General features: G+C 72.9%; 12 protein-coding genes. 1 reads left to right on the plus strand and 11 read right to left on the minus strand.

The features are described 5' to 3' along the window. Nucleotides 1-44: 44 nt before the first annotated feature. The 3 genes from ABL310_RS12020 to ABL310_RS12030 form a co-directional block, all read right to left on the minus strand. Complete coding sequence (locus ABL310_RS12020; protein ID WP_349372047.1) at nucleotides 45-2,486, minus strand: glycogen/starch/alpha-glucan phosphorylase; 2,442 nt, start codon at nucleotides 2,484-2,486, stop codon at nucleotides 45-47. Between the two features lie 505 nt (nucleotides 2,487-2,991). Then, entirely contained in the window at nucleotides 2,992-3,699 is a 708-nt protein-coding gene (locus ABL310_RS12025) for a glutathione S-transferase family protein (protein ID WP_374730390.1), read from the minus strand. A gap of 13 nt (nucleotides 3,700-3,712) precedes the next feature. Continuing rightward, nucleotides 3,713-4,417: a glutathione binding-like protein gene (locus ABL310_RS12030; RefSeq protein ID WP_349371909.1), complete on the minus strand. Its 705-nt coding sequence runs from the start codon at nucleotides 4,415-4,417 to the stop codon at nucleotides 3,713-3,715. Between the two features lie 102 nt (nucleotides 4,418-4,519). Here ABL310_RS12030 and ABL310_RS12035 point away from each other — a divergent pair, with 102 nt between their 5' ends. After that, nucleotides 4,520-4,705, plus strand: coding sequence for a helix-turn-helix domain-containing protein (locus ABL310_RS12035; RefSeq protein WP_349371910.1), 186 nt, complete (start codon nucleotides 4,520-4,522; stop codon nucleotides 4,703-4,705). A 7-nt stretch (nucleotides 4,706-4,712) separates the two neighbouring features. Here the strand turns inward: ABL310_RS12035 and glgA are convergent, their stop codons facing one another. From glgA to ABL310_RS12075, 8 genes are all read right to left on the minus strand, one after another. Beyond that, nucleotides 4,713-6,227: a glycogen synthase GlgA gene (glgA, locus tag ABL310_RS12040; RefSeq protein WP_349371911.1), complete on the minus strand. Its 1,515-nt coding sequence runs from the start codon at nucleotides 6,225-6,227 to the stop codon at nucleotides 4,713-4,715. A 480-nt stretch (nucleotides 6,228-6,707) separates the two neighbouring features. Then, complete coding sequence (locus ABL310_RS12045; RefSeq protein WP_349371912.1) at nucleotides 6,708-8,666, minus strand: heavy metal translocating P-type ATPase; 1,959 nt, start codon at nucleotides 8,664-8,666, stop codon at nucleotides 6,708-6,710. 91 nt (nucleotides 8,667-8,757) lie between these two features. After that, on the minus strand, nucleotides 8,758-9,096 hold the full coding sequence (locus ABL310_RS12050) for a DUF3140 domain-containing protein (protein ID WP_349371913.1): 339 nt from the start codon (nucleotides 9,094-9,096) through the stop codon (nucleotides 8,758-8,760). A 252-nt stretch (nucleotides 9,097-9,348) separates the two neighbouring features. After that, nucleotides 9,349-9,963, minus strand: a complete 615-nt coding sequence (locus ABL310_RS12055; protein ID WP_349371914.1) for a nucleotidyltransferase family protein — start codon at nucleotides 9,961-9,963, stop codon at nucleotides 9,349-9,351. Further along, entirely contained in the window at nucleotides 9,960-10,997 is a 1,038-nt protein-coding gene (locus tag ABL310_RS12060; protein WP_349371915.1) for a molybdopterin-binding protein, read from the minus strand. Before ABL310_RS12060 ends, ABL310_RS12055 begins: the two co-directional genes overlap by 4 nt. Next, nucleotides 10,994-11,686 carry an XdhC family protein gene (locus tag ABL310_RS12065; RefSeq protein WP_349371916.1) on the minus strand — a complete coding sequence of 231 codons (693 nt, stop codon included), beginning with the start codon at nucleotides 11,684-11,686 and terminating at the stop codon, nucleotides 10,994-10,996. The genes ABL310_RS12060 and ABL310_RS12065 overlap by 4 nt, the downstream gene beginning before the upstream one ends. A 385-nt stretch (nucleotides 11,687-12,071) precedes the next feature. After that, nucleotides 12,072-12,413, minus strand: a complete 342-nt coding sequence (locus tag ABL310_RS12070; RefSeq protein ID WP_349371917.1) for an XdhC family protein — start codon at nucleotides 12,411-12,413, stop codon at nucleotides 12,072-12,074. Nucleotides 12,414-12,430: 17 nt separating this feature from the next. Then, nucleotides 12,431-13,648 carry a VWA domain-containing protein gene (locus ABL310_RS12075; protein ID WP_349371918.1) on the minus strand — a complete coding sequence of 406 codons (1,218 nt, stop codon included), beginning with the start codon at nucleotides 13,646-13,648 and terminating at the stop codon, nucleotides 12,431-12,433. Nucleotides 13,649-13,695 lie beyond the last annotated feature (47 nt).

The following is a 13,695-nucleotide window of genomic DNA, read 5'->3' on the forward strand; positions in this document are numbered from 1 at the left end:
CCCGGCGCGTTCGCCAAGACCCGCGAGCACGGCTGCCGCGCGGATCACAGCGCCTCGGCGCCCCAGATCTCGGCCGCGTATTCCGAGATCGTCCGGTCCGACGAGAACCAGTCGATCCGCGCCGTGTTGAGGATGGCCATCTGTCGCCAGGTCGGCTGGTGCGCCCACGCCCCGTCGACGACGCGCTGCGCGTCGTAATAGGCGTCGAAATCCGGCCCGACCAGGAAGTGGTCGTTGTAGGACAGGGCCTGGACGATCGGCGCATACCGGTGCGGCTCCTCGGGCGAGAACAATCCGGTCTCGATCTCGTAGAGCACCCGGGCGAGGCGCGCCGAATGCTCCTCGCGCGAGGTCCCCAGCCGACGCTTCTCGGCCGCCTCCTCGGCGGTGAGGCCGAAGATGAAGATGTTCTCCTCGCCGACCTGCTCGCGGATCTCGACGTTGGCCCCGTCGAGGGTGCCGATGGTGAGCGCGCCGTTGAGCGCGAGCTTCATGTTGCCCGTGCCCGACGCCTCCATGCCCGCCGTCGAGATCTGCTCCGAGAGATCGGCCGCGGGAATGATCGCCTCGGCGAGCGAGACGTTGTAGTTCGGCAGGAAGACGAGCTTGAGCCGCCCGCGCAGATCGGGATCGGTGTTGACCACCTTCGCCACGTCGTGGGCGAGCTTGATGATGAGCTTCGCCTGCGCGTAGCTCGCCGCCGCCTTGCCGGCGAAGACCTTCACCCGGCTCGGCCAGTCGCGGTCGGGATGCGCTTTCATGGCGTGGTAGAGCGCCACCGTCTCGAGCACGTTGAGGAGCTGGCGCTTGTACTCGTGGATGCGCTTGATCTGCACGTCGAACATCGCCGCCGGATCGACCCGCCAGCCGGTCCGCTCGGCGATGATGGCCGCGAGCGTCTCCTTGTTGGCGTGCTTCACCGCCGCGTAGCGCTGCTGGAAGGCGGGGTCGCCGGCCACCGTCTCGAGCCCGCGCAGGGCGGAGGGGTCGTCGAGCACGCGCTCGCCGAGCGTCTCGACGAGAAGCGTCGTCAGGGCCGGATTGCATTGCTGCAGCCAGCGTCGGAAGGTGACGCCGTTCGTCTTGGAGACGATGCGGTCCGGGAAGAGCCGGTGCAGGTCGGCGAAGACGGTCTCGCGCATCAGCTCGGTGTGCAGCGCCGAGACCCCGTTGACCCTGTTCGAGCCGAGGAAGGCGAGGTGCCCCATGCGCACGCGCCGGCCGTTCGTCTCGTCGATGAGCGAGACGGAGCGGATCAGGTCCTGGTCCTGGCCGTGCTCGCGGGCGACGTCCTCGAGATGGTGCCAGTTGATGCGGTAGATGATCTCCATGTGCCGCGGCAGGAGCCGCTCCATCAGCTGCACCGACCAGGTCTCGAGCGCCTCCGGCAGGAGCGTGTGGTTGGTGTAGTTCAGGGTCTGGCGCGTCAGCCGCCAGGCCTCGTCGTAGGGCAGGCCGTGGCCGTCGACGAGGATGCGCATCAGCTCGGCCACCGCGATGGCGGGGTGGGTGTCGTTGAGCTGGATCGCGGCCTTCTCGCCGAGGTTGGCCAGGCTCCCGAAGGTCGCGAGATGGCGGCGCACCAGGTCCTGGAGAGAGGCGGAGGTGAAGAAGTACTCCTGCCGCAGCCGCAGCTCGTAGCCCGCCGGCGTCGCGTCGGACGGGTAGAGCACGCGCGAGATCGCCTCGACGCGGGCGCGCTGGGCCATGGAGCCCACGTAGTCGCCGGCGTTGAAGGCCTCGAGCGCCACGGGCTGCGGCGCCTTCGCGGCCCAAAGCCGCAGCGTGTTCACATGCTTGCCGCGCCAGCCGACGACCGGCGTGTCGTAGGCGGCGGCGAGGATCTTCTCGCCGGGCGTCCAGACCCGACGCACGCCGCCGTGCTCGCTCGGCACGTCGGTGACGGCGCCGCCGAAGCCGATCTCGTAGACCACCTCGGGACGCTCGAACTCCCACGGATTGCCGAAGGACAGCCAGTCCTCGGGGATCTCGCGCTGCCAGCCGTCGGCGATCGCCTGCTTGAACAGGCCGTAATCGTAGCGGATGCCGTAGCCGTAAGCGGGGATCCTGAGGCTCGACAGGCTCTCGATGAAGCAGGCGGCGAGGCGCCCCAGGCCGCCGTTGCCGAGCGCGGCGTCGGGCTCCGCCTGACGCAGGCGGTCGAGGTCGACGCCCAGCGGCGAAAGCGCCTCGCGCGCGGTCTCGATCATGCCGAGATTGCCGAGCGCGTCGAACAGGAGCCGCCCGATCAGGAACTCGAGCGAGAGATAGTAGACCCGCTTCTTGCCGGCGGCGTAGGTGCGTCGCGTTGAATCGATCCAACGGTCGACGATGCCGTCGCGCAGGGCCAGGATGGTGGCCACCAGCCAATCGTGCTCGCTCGCCCGGTCGGCGTCCTTGCCGACGGAATAGACGAGCTTGCGCAGGATCGCCTCGCGAAACACGGCGGGGTCGACGTCGCCGGCGAGCGGGCCGATCGGGGCCACCGCCTGGCCGGGCGCGCGGGTGGGGAGATCGGCCGCGGCGTCCTCGGATGCGCCTTTGGCGGCCTTCTTCTTCGCGGCCTTCGCTTCGGCCTCGCCGGCGGCGACCGCCTTGCGGGTCGCGGCCGCTTTCGCCGTCTTCGGCAGCGCGGCAGGCGCCGGCGCCGTGCCTTCGACCTCGGCGCGGTCCGCCGCGTCGTCCTTGCGCGTGCGTGCACGCTTCACGTTCTGATCGACCACGTATTCGTCCTCTATCTGGGTCGCCCGGCCCGCTCTTGGCGGGGAGCCGATCGGTCCCGGATCACCCGATGCGACCGCCCGGATGGCGGAATCGGGGCGCGCGACGCGCGCGGATCGCCGCAGGCATGGCGCGGCGCCCCGCGCCGTCCTCGACGCGGCGCGGAGTGGACCAGCGGTCCGGAGGGATGTCAAATGAGAAAGCCGGCCGGTGTCTGTATGTTCAGGTCCCGTTCCCGGTTTCGTCTCGCCACCGTTTGAATCGTTTTTTTCAGCTGGCCGACGCTGCCCGCGGCGCCGCGCGGGCGAGCCCGCCGAAGCGGTCGAGCAGACGCTCGCGCCAGGCATGGACCGGGTCGTCCGTCGCCAGCGGATCGAAGGCGCTGATCGCGCGCACCCACTGGAAGCCGCCGAAGACCGCGTAATCCGCATAGGCCGGCGCCTCGCCGGCGAGATACGGCTGCGTCTTCAGGACGAGCCGCAGCGGCGCGAGGCTCGCGCGGAAGGCCTCGACGCGTGTCTCGCGGTCCGCCTGCACGTCCTCGAGCCGCATGCCGCCGTAGCGCGCCTCGCGGCTCTCGCGGAAATAGGCCTGGTCCTCCGGCGCGAGCGCCGCCCAGATGTCGGCGACGACCAGACGCGAGAGGCCGGGATTGAGCACCGTGTCGGCGAAGGCCGCGACGAAGCGGGCGAGGGCCTGCCCGCCCTCGCCGCCGAACAGCGAGGGCGCGTCGGGATAGGCGTCCTCGAGGTAGAGGGCGATGGCGAACGAGTCGTGCACGACCTCGTCCCCGTCGACGAGCACCGGCACCCTGCCCTGCCCCGAGAAGGCCAGGGCCTCGCGCTCGGTGAAGCGCCAGGGCCGCGTCTCGACGGCGAGCCCCTTGTGCGCCAGCGCCATCTTGGCGCGCCAGCAATAGGGACTGAAGCGCACGGCCGGGTCGGCCGCCGCGAGGTCGTAGAGGATACGCTGCACCATCGCTCTCGCCTCCTCAGCGCTTCAGGGAGGCCGCGGTCTGCCCGAAGAGGACCTTCTTGTCCTCCTCCGACATCTTCTGGTTCGACGGCCGGATCTCCTCGCCCTTGGCGTAGGCGCGGATCGTCGCCGGCCGCTCCTCGATGGCGTGGAACCAGCGCTTCAGGTTGGGGAAGTCGTCGAGGTTCTGGCCCTGGCGCTCGTGCGACACGATCCAGGGATAGGACGCCATGTCGGCGATGGTATAGGCGTCGCCCGCCACGAAGGCGCGGTCGGCGAGGCGCTTGTCGAGCACGCCGTAGAGCCGGTTGGTCTCGTCGACGTAGCGCTTGATGGCGTAGGGGATCTTCTCGGGCGCGTAGACGCTGAAATGGTGGTTCTGCCCGGCCATCGGCCCGAGCCCGCCCATCTGCCAGAACAGCCATTGCAGCGTCTCGACCCGCCCGCGCAGGTCGGCCGGCAGGAACCTGCCCTCCTTCTCCGCAAGATAGACCAGGATCGCTCCCGATTCGAACACCGAGACCGGCTCCCCGCCGCCCGGCGGCGCGTGATCGACGATCGCCGGCATGCGGTTGTTCGGCGCGATCCTCAGGAAGTCCGGCGCGAACTGGTCGCCCTTGCCGATATCGATCGGCCGGATGACGTAGGCGAGGCCGGTCTCCTCGAGAAACATCGTGATCTTGTGGCCGTTCGGGGTCGGCCAATAGTACAGGTCGATCATGGGGGATCCTCGAAAGCGTGGAACGCCGCGGTGGGTCGAGTGGCGGCGCGGGTGATGCCGGGAAATTGGGGGAGGATGGGGGGCGGGGCAAGTCGCGATGCGGTGAACGAGCTCGAGGAGGCGATGAAGGCAGAGGGGCTGTCCAAGAGCGCCATGGCCCGGCGAATGAGGACGAGCCGGGCGCAGCTCGACCGGCTGCTCGACCCGCAGAACGACGAGGTTCAGCTCGACACGCTCCAGCGCGCCGCGGCGGCGGTCGGGCGGCGGCTCACGATCGAGCTCGTCTGAGCCGCCCTCACCCCACCCCCACCTGCCGATAAACCCCCGCATAGCCCCGCACCGACCCGTCCCACCCCATCGGCCGGGTCATGGCCGCCCGGCGCATCGCCTCGAGCCGCGAGCGGGCGCCGAAGGCGTCGAGGGCGCGGCGGATTGCGTCGAGGAAGGCGGGGAGGCTCGGGCGCTCGAACAGGAAGCCGGTGAGGCCGTCGTCGATCGTGTCGGCGAGGCCGCCGGTCCTGTGGGCGATGGGGAGCGAGGCGAACCGCTGGGCGTACATCTGCGAGAGGCCGCAGGGCTCGAAGCGGGACGGCATCAGGAGGAAGTCGGAGCCGGCGTACATGCGCCGGGCGTTGGCCTCGTCGAAGCCGATCTCGACGCCGACCATGCCGGGGTGGCGCCGCGCGAGCGCGCGCAGCTCGCTCTCGAACCGGCCTTCCCCGCGGCCGGTGACCACGATCTGCCCGCCGGCGGCGACGATGGCCTCGGCGGCGTCGATGGCGAGGTCGACGCCCTTCTGGTGGACGAGGCGGGAGACGACGGCGAAGAGCGGGCCGACGGAGGCGCAGAGCCCGAAGGCGCGGCGCACGGCGGCGGCGTTGGCGGCCTTGCCCTCCCAGGCGTTGAGGTCGAAGGGCGCGGCGAGATGCGGGTCGAGGCGCGGGTCCCAGCTCGCGTCGATGCCGTTGACGATGCCCGACAGCCGGCCCTGCGCCGCGCGCAGGCGCAGGAGCCCGTCGAGCCCGCAGCCGTGCTCGGGCGTGGTGATCTCGTGCGCGTAGGTCTGCGAGACGGTGGTGACGTGGTCGGCGTAGGACAGGCCCGCCTTGAGGAAGGAGAGCTTGCCGTGGAACTCGACGCCGTCGAGGCCGAAGGCGTCCCGCGGCACGCCGAGGCGCTCCATCCGGGCCGGCGAGAACAGGCCCTGGTAGGCGAGGTTGTGGACCGTGATCACCGAGGGGACGCGGATCCCCTCCCAGGCGGCGTAGGCGGCGGCGAAGCCGGTCGGCCAGTCGTTGAGGTGGAGGAGGTCCGGGCGCCAGTCGAGCTCCCCCGCCCCGCGGGCGATCTCGGCCGCGGCGAGGCCGAGGCGGGCGAAGCGCACGTCGTTGTCGCGCCAGTCGACGCCGTTCGCGTCGCCGTAGGGCGTGCCCTCGCGGTCGAACAGCGCCTCCGAGACCACGACGTAGACGACCAGCCCGTCGGCGAGGTCGATGCGGCCGAGCCCGCAGGCCGGCACGCCGCGATGCGCCGGCAGGCGCGCGACGATCGGCATGTCCGGGTGCTGCGCCAGGATCGCGCGATAGCCGGGGATCAGAACACGGGCGTCGACGGCGCCGCGCATGGCCCGCGGCAACGCCGAGGAGACCTCGCCCAGCCCGCCGGCCTTGACGAAATCGCTCATCTCGGGCGTGACGAACAGCACCTTCGGCGCGGCCCGCGGCACGGCCGGAAGAACCGGGGACACGGCGGTCGCGAAGGCGCGCTCGTCCGACCTCTCCGCCGCCATGCGTGCCGGCGCGGTGCTCATGGGCGTCCCCCCGAAGCTCTGGGAAATGATGTCTGCGACCTTAGTCTAAGTCGCCTCGCAACGCCAGGATTTTTTGCAGCGCAACACGGCGTCGGCGTGCGATTTTCGCGATTCCCGATACGTACAAATCGCAAGTGTGGATAACGGGCATAAAGGGGAGAGAAGCCGGCAAACAGCCGAGCTTGGGCCGCTGGCCCGCTACGATCCTCCCCAGCAGTCGCGTTCATCATCGTCTTGGTCGGTCGGGGGCGTTCGCGCGGGTGTTGAGCCGTGCGCGCCGATGCTTGCAGAGGATGACGGTCATGCTTGACAGTGAGATGACGGCGGCCCGCCCGCGCGCCAAGCGCGTCGGGCCCTCGCGGGGAGCGGCCAGCGAGGCTTCCAGACCTTGCCGACGCTCCGCCCGGTCCGACGACGACGGCTTCGGCCGCCGCGAGGTCGTCGTGCACGGGATGCGGATCACCCTGCCGGCCCTGCGGTTCATGGAGCGGCCGGCGCCGAGCCCGCGGGGGCGCTGATCGTTCGAGACGCGGCCGCGCCGCGGCGCGCGGCGCGGCCCGGGGCGGGGGCGAGCGCCCGCAGCGCGTTGAGGATCGCCGCGACGTCGATCGCCTCCTGCAGGAGCGCGCCTTCGACCGGGGTCAGGAAGCCGAACGCCGCCGCGATCATGCCGGCGACCGAGAGCCCGATTCCGAGCCCGACGCTCTGGAGCGCGATGGTGCGGGCGCGCCGGGCGACCGCGAGGGCGTCCGCCACGGGCTCGAGCCGGTCGACCAGCAGCACGGCGTCCGCCGCCTCGGCGGAGGCGGCCGCGCCCCGCGCGCCCATGGCGACGCCGACGTCCGCCGCGGCGAGGGCGGGCGCGTCGTTGACCCCGTCGCCGAGCATCATCACGGGCCCGCGCGTCTTCTCGGCGGCGACGACGGCGACCTTGTCCGCCGGGGCGAGATCCGCGGCCACGCGATCGAGCGGCAGATCCGCCGCGATGGCCTCCGCCACGGCGGCGCGGTCGCCGGTGGCGAGGACGAGACGGACGAGGCCCTCGCGCCGCAGCCGGGCGAGGAGCGCGGCCGCGCCGCCGCGCACCCGGTCGGCGAGGACGATCTCGGCCGCCGGGCGGCCGGCGATCGTCACCCGGGCGCGGATCGCGCCGGGCGGATCGCCGGCGCGGGCGGGCGCGCCGGCGACGTCGACGGCGAGGCCTTCCACGCGGCCAGACAGCCCCTCCCCCGCGCGCTCCGCCACCTCGGTGGGAGTCGCCAGCGCGAGATCCTTCGCCCGCGCGGCCGCGACGAGCGCCTGCGCCGCGACGTGGCTCGAGGCCTGCTCCAGGGAGGCCGCGAGGCGCAGGATCGCGTCGGGATCGGCGCCGTCGGCGGTCTCCACGGCGACGAGGGCGGGCGCGCCGTCGGTGAGCGTGCCGGTCTTGTCGAGGACGAGGACGCGCACCGCCGCCATGCGCTCCAGCGCGCCGCCGCCCTTGACCAGAACGCCGGTCTCGGCCGCACGCGAAAGGCCGGCGACGATGGCCACCGGCACCGCGAGGATCAGCGGGCAGGGCGTCGCCACGACGAGGACCGCGAGGGCTCGCACCGGATCGCCGCTCGCGAGCCAGGCCGCGCCGGCGATCGTCACCGTGACGGCGAGGAACAGGAGCGCCCAGCGATCGGCGAGCCGCGCCATCGGCGCGCGCTCGGCGCGGGCGCGCTCCACGAGGCGCACGATGCCGGCATAGGTGCTCTCGGCCGCCTCGCGCTCGGCCACGAGATCGAAGGCGTCGCCGAGATTGGTCGCGCCGGAGAGGACCGCGCCGCCGCCGCGGAGCGAGGCCGGCAGCGGCTCGCCGGTGAGCGCGGACGTGTCGAGCAGCGCCGCGGCGCCCGGCGCGAGGCGGCCGTCGACCGGCACGACGTCGCCCTTGCGCACGAGCAGCCGGTCGCCGGGGCGGACCGCGGCGAGGGGGACCTCCGCGAGCCGGCCGTCCGGCTCGTGGCGCTGGGCGGCGCGCGGCGCGCGGGCGAGGAGCGCCGTCATGCGCCGGCCGGCCCGGCCCTCGGCATAGGCTTCCAAGAACTGCCCGCCGGCATACATCACGGCGACGACCGCGCCCGCGAGGGCCTCGCCGAGGAGGAGCGCGCCCGACATCGACAGGGCCGCGACGATGTCGAGCCCGACCTCGCCGCGGCGCAGGCTGGTGGCGATCTCGACGAGGAGCGCCGCGAGGACGGGGACGATTCCGGCGACGAGGATCGCCCGGGCGAGGCTCGGATCGAAGCCGAGGACGGGCGCCGCGAGGCCGCCCACGAGGCCGGCGAGGGCGATCAGCAGGAGGGCGAGCCGCAGCCGTCCGGCGCGCCCGGCGAGGACGTCGCGCAGGGGCGAGACGGTGTCCGGCGCGGCGCCGAGCGGGTCGGCGGAGCGGGCTGCGGTGGCGGGCATCGACGGGTCCGGGCGCTGTGGATCGGAACCGTTCTAAGGTGGCCGCGCCGCCCCCGCCTTGCGCGACGTCAAACGCCGGGCCTGCCCCGCATCATTTCAGCGGGTCGTGGCCCCAGTTCATCAGCGAGTAGCGCCAGCGGGAATGCTCCTTGCCGTCGCTCGGCCCGCCCTGCTTCAGGTGGCGGTGGACGTAGCCGACGACCTTCTTCATGTGGGCGTAGTCGTCGTCGTCGAGCTCGGCCTTCTTCTTGTGCTTGATCTCGACGATGCGCCGGCCGGACTTGTGGCCCACCGCCTCGTCCTCGCCCTCGTGCGTCCAGCCGACGTTCTGCGACGCCTCGGTCTCGAGCCATTCCTCGAGCTCCTTCGGCGTCATGTTCACCGCGTCGTTGAACTCGGCGTAGATCTCTTGCTTCTCCCGGTCGTCCATGGCGCGTCTCCCGTGTGACATGAGGCGGGTCAACGCGCGCGGGACGGCCGAGGTCGAGCGACGCGCCGTCGCGGCCGCAGCGGCGACGTGCACCATGGCCGGGGGCGCCCGATGACGGGCGCGACGAAGTTCCCCTCTCCCTGGTGGAGAGGGGCCAGGGGTGAGGCGCGTCGCGCAGGTCTCCAAGCTCGCGGAGCGAGCGCGCACGCAAGGCAGTGCTGCATCCAGAACGGAGACAGTCCTGCACGCCCCTCACCCCCGGCCCCTCTCCACGAGGGAGAGGGGAGAGCCGAGCGCCGCCAGCGCCTCGGGCGTATCCACGTCGACCAGCACCCGGTCGTCGCCCCAGGGCAGCTCGCGCACGTCGGCGCGCCCCTTCAGGAGCGGCCCCGCCCCCCGATCCCCCGAGAGCCCGGCGATCTCCGGGGCGAGGCGGCGGGCCAGCAGGACCGGATTGCCGCGCCGGCCGGCATGGACGGGAACGATCGCGGCGGCGTCGGGGGTCTCGGCGAAGGCGGCGATCAGCGCGTCGAGGACGTCCGCGCCGAGGAGGGGCATGTCGCCGAGGCACACGACCGCGCCCGCAGCGTCGCCCGGCAGCGCGGCGAAACCCGCCTTCAGCGAGGTGGAGAGGCCCTGCGCGTAGTCCGGATTGTCGACGAAGGTGATCGGCAGCCCGTCGAGCGCGGCGCGGACCGCCGCGGCCGCCCGGCCGAGAACCACCATCACCGGGTCGGCGCGGGAGGCGACGGCCGCTTGCGCCACCCGCCGCACCAGCGGCTCGCCGTCGAGCTCCGCCAGCAGCTTCGGCGTCTCGCCGAAGCGGGAGCCGAGGCCCGCGGCGAGCACGATCGCGGCGACGCTCACGTCTCGTCTCCCGCAGCCTCCGGGCCGGCGCTGGGCTCGCCGCCGCGGGGCTGGGGCCGGGAGACGATCTCCATCAGGAGGCCGCCGACGCCCATGCCCATGATGTCGGCGCGCGTCACCGGGAGCCCGGCGAGGAGGCGGTGGAGCACCCAGTCGAAGCCGTTCTCCTTGGGCGAGCGCGCGCAGCCCGGCGCGCCGACGACGGGGCGCCCGGCGATCTCTCCGACGAGGAGCAGGTTGCCGGGGTCGACCGGCATGCCGAAATGGTCGACGCGCCCGCCCGCCGCCTCGATGGCGGCTGGGATGACGTCGCGCCGGTCGGCGATGGCGGAGGCGCCGAAGACGACGATCAGCTCCGCCTCGCTCGCCGCGAGCGCCCGCAGCGCCTCCGCGAGGTCCGGGGCGGCGTGGGGCGTGCGGGTCTCGCCGACGATGCGGGCGCCCGCGGGCCCGAGGCGGGTCTCCAGCACGCGCAGGGTCTTGTCGACGACGGTCGGCTTGAGCGCCGGCAGCAGCGTCGAGACGACGCCCACCCGCGTGCGCAGATAGGGCGCGACGCTCAGCGTCCCCTCCCCCGCCGCGACGACGGCGCGGGCGAGGCGATCCTCGGGCACGGCGTAGGGAATGATCTTCACGGTCGCGACCATCTCGCCCTCGACCACGGGCTTGAAGGACGCCAGCGTCGCGACCGTGATCGCCTCGTCGACGGCGTTGACCCGGTCGACGGCGGCGGCGTCGGCGAGGAGCACGCCCGGGCGGGTGGCGAAGAGGTTGACGCGCCCGGTGAACGGCGCCTCCGCGCGCAGCCCCTCCCCCGCCGCCGCGGTCGCGAGCCGGGCGGCCGCGGCGTCCTCGCCGACGTCGCCGGGCTCGAGCCGCACGGCGACGATCTCCGCGATGCCCGCCTCGGCGAGCGCCGCCGCCTCGGCCTCGCCGATCGGCGCGCCCTTCTTGAGCACGATCCCCGGCGCCTTGACGGAATGGACGGAGAGCGCGCCGATCGCCTCGCGGACGGGGAGCGTGGCGAAGATCATGGCGCGCGCCTGCGATCCCGGCGCAGCTGCCCGACGATCTCGCCGAGGACCGAGACGGCGATCTCGGCCGGGGAGACGGCGCCGATGTCGAGGCCGATCGGCGCGTGGATGCGCGCGATGGCGGCCTCCTCGAAGCCCGCCTCGCGCAGGCGCTCGACCCGGCGCGCATGGGTCTTCTTCGAGCCGAGCGCGCCGATGTAGAAGCACTCCGCATTCAGCCCGGCGGTCAGCGCCGGGTCGTCGATCTTCGGGTCGTGGGTGAGCGCGACGAGCGCGGTGTAGCGGTCGAGCGGGCGGGCGGCCAGCGCCTCGTCCGGCCAGACGTCGAGGAGCTCGACGTTGGGGAAGCGCTCCGGCGTCGCGAAGGCGGTGCGCGGATCGACGATGGTGACGTCGAAGCCGGCGATCTTCGCCATGGGCGCCAGCGCCTGGGAGATGTGGACGGCGCCCACCACCAGGATGCGCGTCGGCGGGACCTGGACGCCGAGGAAGACCTCGCCCTCGGGCGTCTCGACGATGCCGGACTTGCCCTTGCGGAGCGCGTCGTGGAGGGCGTCCGCCAGCGGGTCGGCGTCGATCTCGCCCTCGCGCACGAGCCGCTGCTCGCCGGTCGCGAGATGCGTGACGAGGATCGCCGCACGGCGCGCGGCGCGCTCCTGGTTGAGGGCGGCGAGGAGGGGGAGCTTCATGGGGCGATCCTCGAGGCGGCGGGGCCCCGGCAGGACGAGCGCGCCGCCGATGCAGGCCCTCCCCTCTCCCTCGTGGCGGCTGGCTTCGCGCATCGTGCAGAGCGCCGCTCGTCCGTCGCCTTCATGGCGTGTGCATGGCAGGCGCGCCGACCCTTTTCCTTCCCTGTAGGGGAAGGTGGCGCCGCGCGAAGCGCGGTGACGGATGGGGCGCGCGGGACGCGCGTTCGGCGAAGCCGAAACAGACGGGTGAGGCCGGCGGCCGCCCGGTCTTCCGCTCCGCGAAACGCGTCGCTTTCGCGCCGCGCCCCATCCGTCTCGCCGCTGCGCGGCGTTCCACCTCCCCCTACAGGGAAGGACGGTCGCGCCTCTCGCCGATCGCTCGCGTTCATTCCACCCGCTCCACGTACACCCGGATGCGCCCACCGCAGGAGAGCCCCACGCGCCAGGCGGTCTCGTCGGCGACGCCGAACTCGAGCATCTTCGGCGCGCCGGTCTCGATCACGTCGATCGCGTCCGCGATCACCGCGCCCTCGACGCAGCCGCCGGAGACCGAGCCGAGGAAATCGCCCGCCTCGTCGATGACGAGATGCGAGCCGACGGGGCGCGGGGCCGAGCCCCAGGTCTCGACGACGGTGGCGACGGCGACGCCGCGGCCGGCCTCGCGCCAGGCCTGGGCCGCCGCGAGGATGTCCTCGTCGGTGGCGACGGGGATGGCCGTGTCGGTCATGGGCATGTCCTCCTCGGTCAGGCGACGGCGCGCAGCCAGGCGCGGGGATCGGCGTCGCGGGAGCGCCGGGCGGAAAGCGCCTCGCAGAGCGTCTCCATGGAGCCGATATTGTGGATCGGCCGGAACTCGTGCACGTGCGGCAGCATCGCCTTGATGCCCGACGCCCGCGCCTCGAAGCGGTCGTAGCGCAGCAGCGGGTTGAGCCAGATCAGCCGGCGGCAGGAGCGCTTGAGCCGGTCCATCTCGAATTCCAGCGTCGTGTCGACGTCGCGCTCCAGGCCGTCGGTGAAGAGCAGCACCGTCGCCCCCTGGCCCAGAACGCGGCGCGACCAGTCGCGGTTGAAGGCGTGCAGGCACGTGGCGATGCGCGTGCCGCCCTCCCAGTCCTTCACGCGCCCCGCGGCGCGGGCGAGCGCCTCGTCGGGGTCGCGGTTCGCCATCTCGCGGGTGATGTTGGTCAGCCGCGTGGCGAAGACGAAGCTGTGCACGCGCCGGCGCTTCTCCGCCATGGCGTGGAGGAAATGCAGGAACAGGCGCGAATACTCCGCCATCGAGCCCGAAATGTCGAGGAGCGCGACGAGCGGGGGCGGCTTGATGATCGGCGCGCGCCAGGCGATGTCGATGGTCGCGCCGCCGGCGCGCATGGAGCGGCGCAGCGTCCGGCGCATGTCGACGACGGCGCCCTTCGGGTCGGAGGCGAAGCGCCGGGTCGGCCGGGCGTCGTCGGGGAGCTCGAGGGCGGCGATGACGCGCTTGGCCTTGGCGATCTCGGCGGCGGACATCTGGGAGAAGTCCTTCTCTCGCAGGACCTCGCGGTCAGACACCGTGAGCCGGGCGGAGAAGCGCTCCTCCTCCTTCGGCGGGGGGCGCTCCTGCTTGGGCGGATTGAGCCCCTCCTGCACGCGCGCGGCGCCGGCCTTCGGCTTGTCCTCGGGCTTCTTCGCGCCCGGCGACATGGGCGACATCTGCGCGATCAGCTTCTCGATCAGCGCGCGACGGCGCCAGAACAGGCGGAAGGCCTGGTCGAACAGGAGCGTGTGCTCGTGGCGCTTCACGAAGACGGCGTGGAGCGTCCAGTAGAAATCCTCGCGGCTACCGATCCGCGCCGCCTCGACCGCGGCGATCGCGTCGAGCACCGCGCCCGGGCCGACGGGGATGCCGGCGGCGCGCAACGCGCGGGCGAAATAGGCGATGTTGTCGGCGAGCTTGCCGGGGGTGGGTTCGGGAGTGTCCATCACGAGCGCCTCCCCGCTTCCCCCTGGCGGCCGGTGCACAGCCGCGC

Origin of the sequence: Salinarimonas sp., from assembly GCF_040111675.1 — a bacterium.
Classification (GTDB): domain Bacteria; phylum Pseudomonadota; class Alphaproteobacteria; order Rhizobiales; family Beijerinckiaceae; genus Salinarimonas.

Excerpts from the sequence above, each read along its gene's own strand:
- ABL310_RS12025 (WP_374730390.1), bottom strand. The coding sequence starts at position 3,699 with ATGGTGCAGCGTATCCTCTACGACCTCGCGGCGGCCGACCCGGCCGTG.
- ABL310_RS12030 (WP_349371909.1), bottom strand. The coding sequence starts at position 4,417 with ATGATCGACCTGTACTATTGGCCGACCCCGAACGGCCACAAGATCACG.
- glgA (WP_349371911.1), bottom strand. The coding sequence starts at position 6,227 with ATGAGCACCGCGCCGGCACGCATGGCGGCGGAGAGGTCGGACGAGCGC.
- ABL310_RS12045 (WP_349371912.1), bottom strand. The coding sequence starts at position 8,666 with ATGCCCGCCACCGCAGCCCGCTCCGCCGACCCGCTCGGCGCCGCGCCG.
- ABL310_RS12050 (WP_349371913.1), bottom strand. The coding sequence starts at position 9,096 with ATGGACGACCGGGAGAAGCAAGAGATCTACGCCGAGTTCAACGACGCG.
- ABL310_RS12060 (WP_349371915.1), bottom strand. The coding sequence starts at position 10,997 with ATGATCTTCGCCACGCTCCCCGTCCGCGAGGCGATCGGCGCGCTCTCC.
- ABL310_RS12065 (WP_349371916.1), bottom strand. The coding sequence starts at position 11,686 with ATGAAGCTCCCCCTCCTCGCCGCCCTCAACCAGGAGCGCGCCGCGCGC.
- ABL310_RS12070 (WP_349371917.1), bottom strand. The coding sequence starts at position 12,413 with ATGACCGACACGGCCATCCCCGTCGCCACCGACGAGGACATCCTCGCG.
- ABL310_RS12075 (WP_349371918.1), bottom strand. The coding sequence starts at position 13,648 with ATGGACACTCCCGAACCCACCCCCGGCAAGCTCGCCGACAACATCGCC.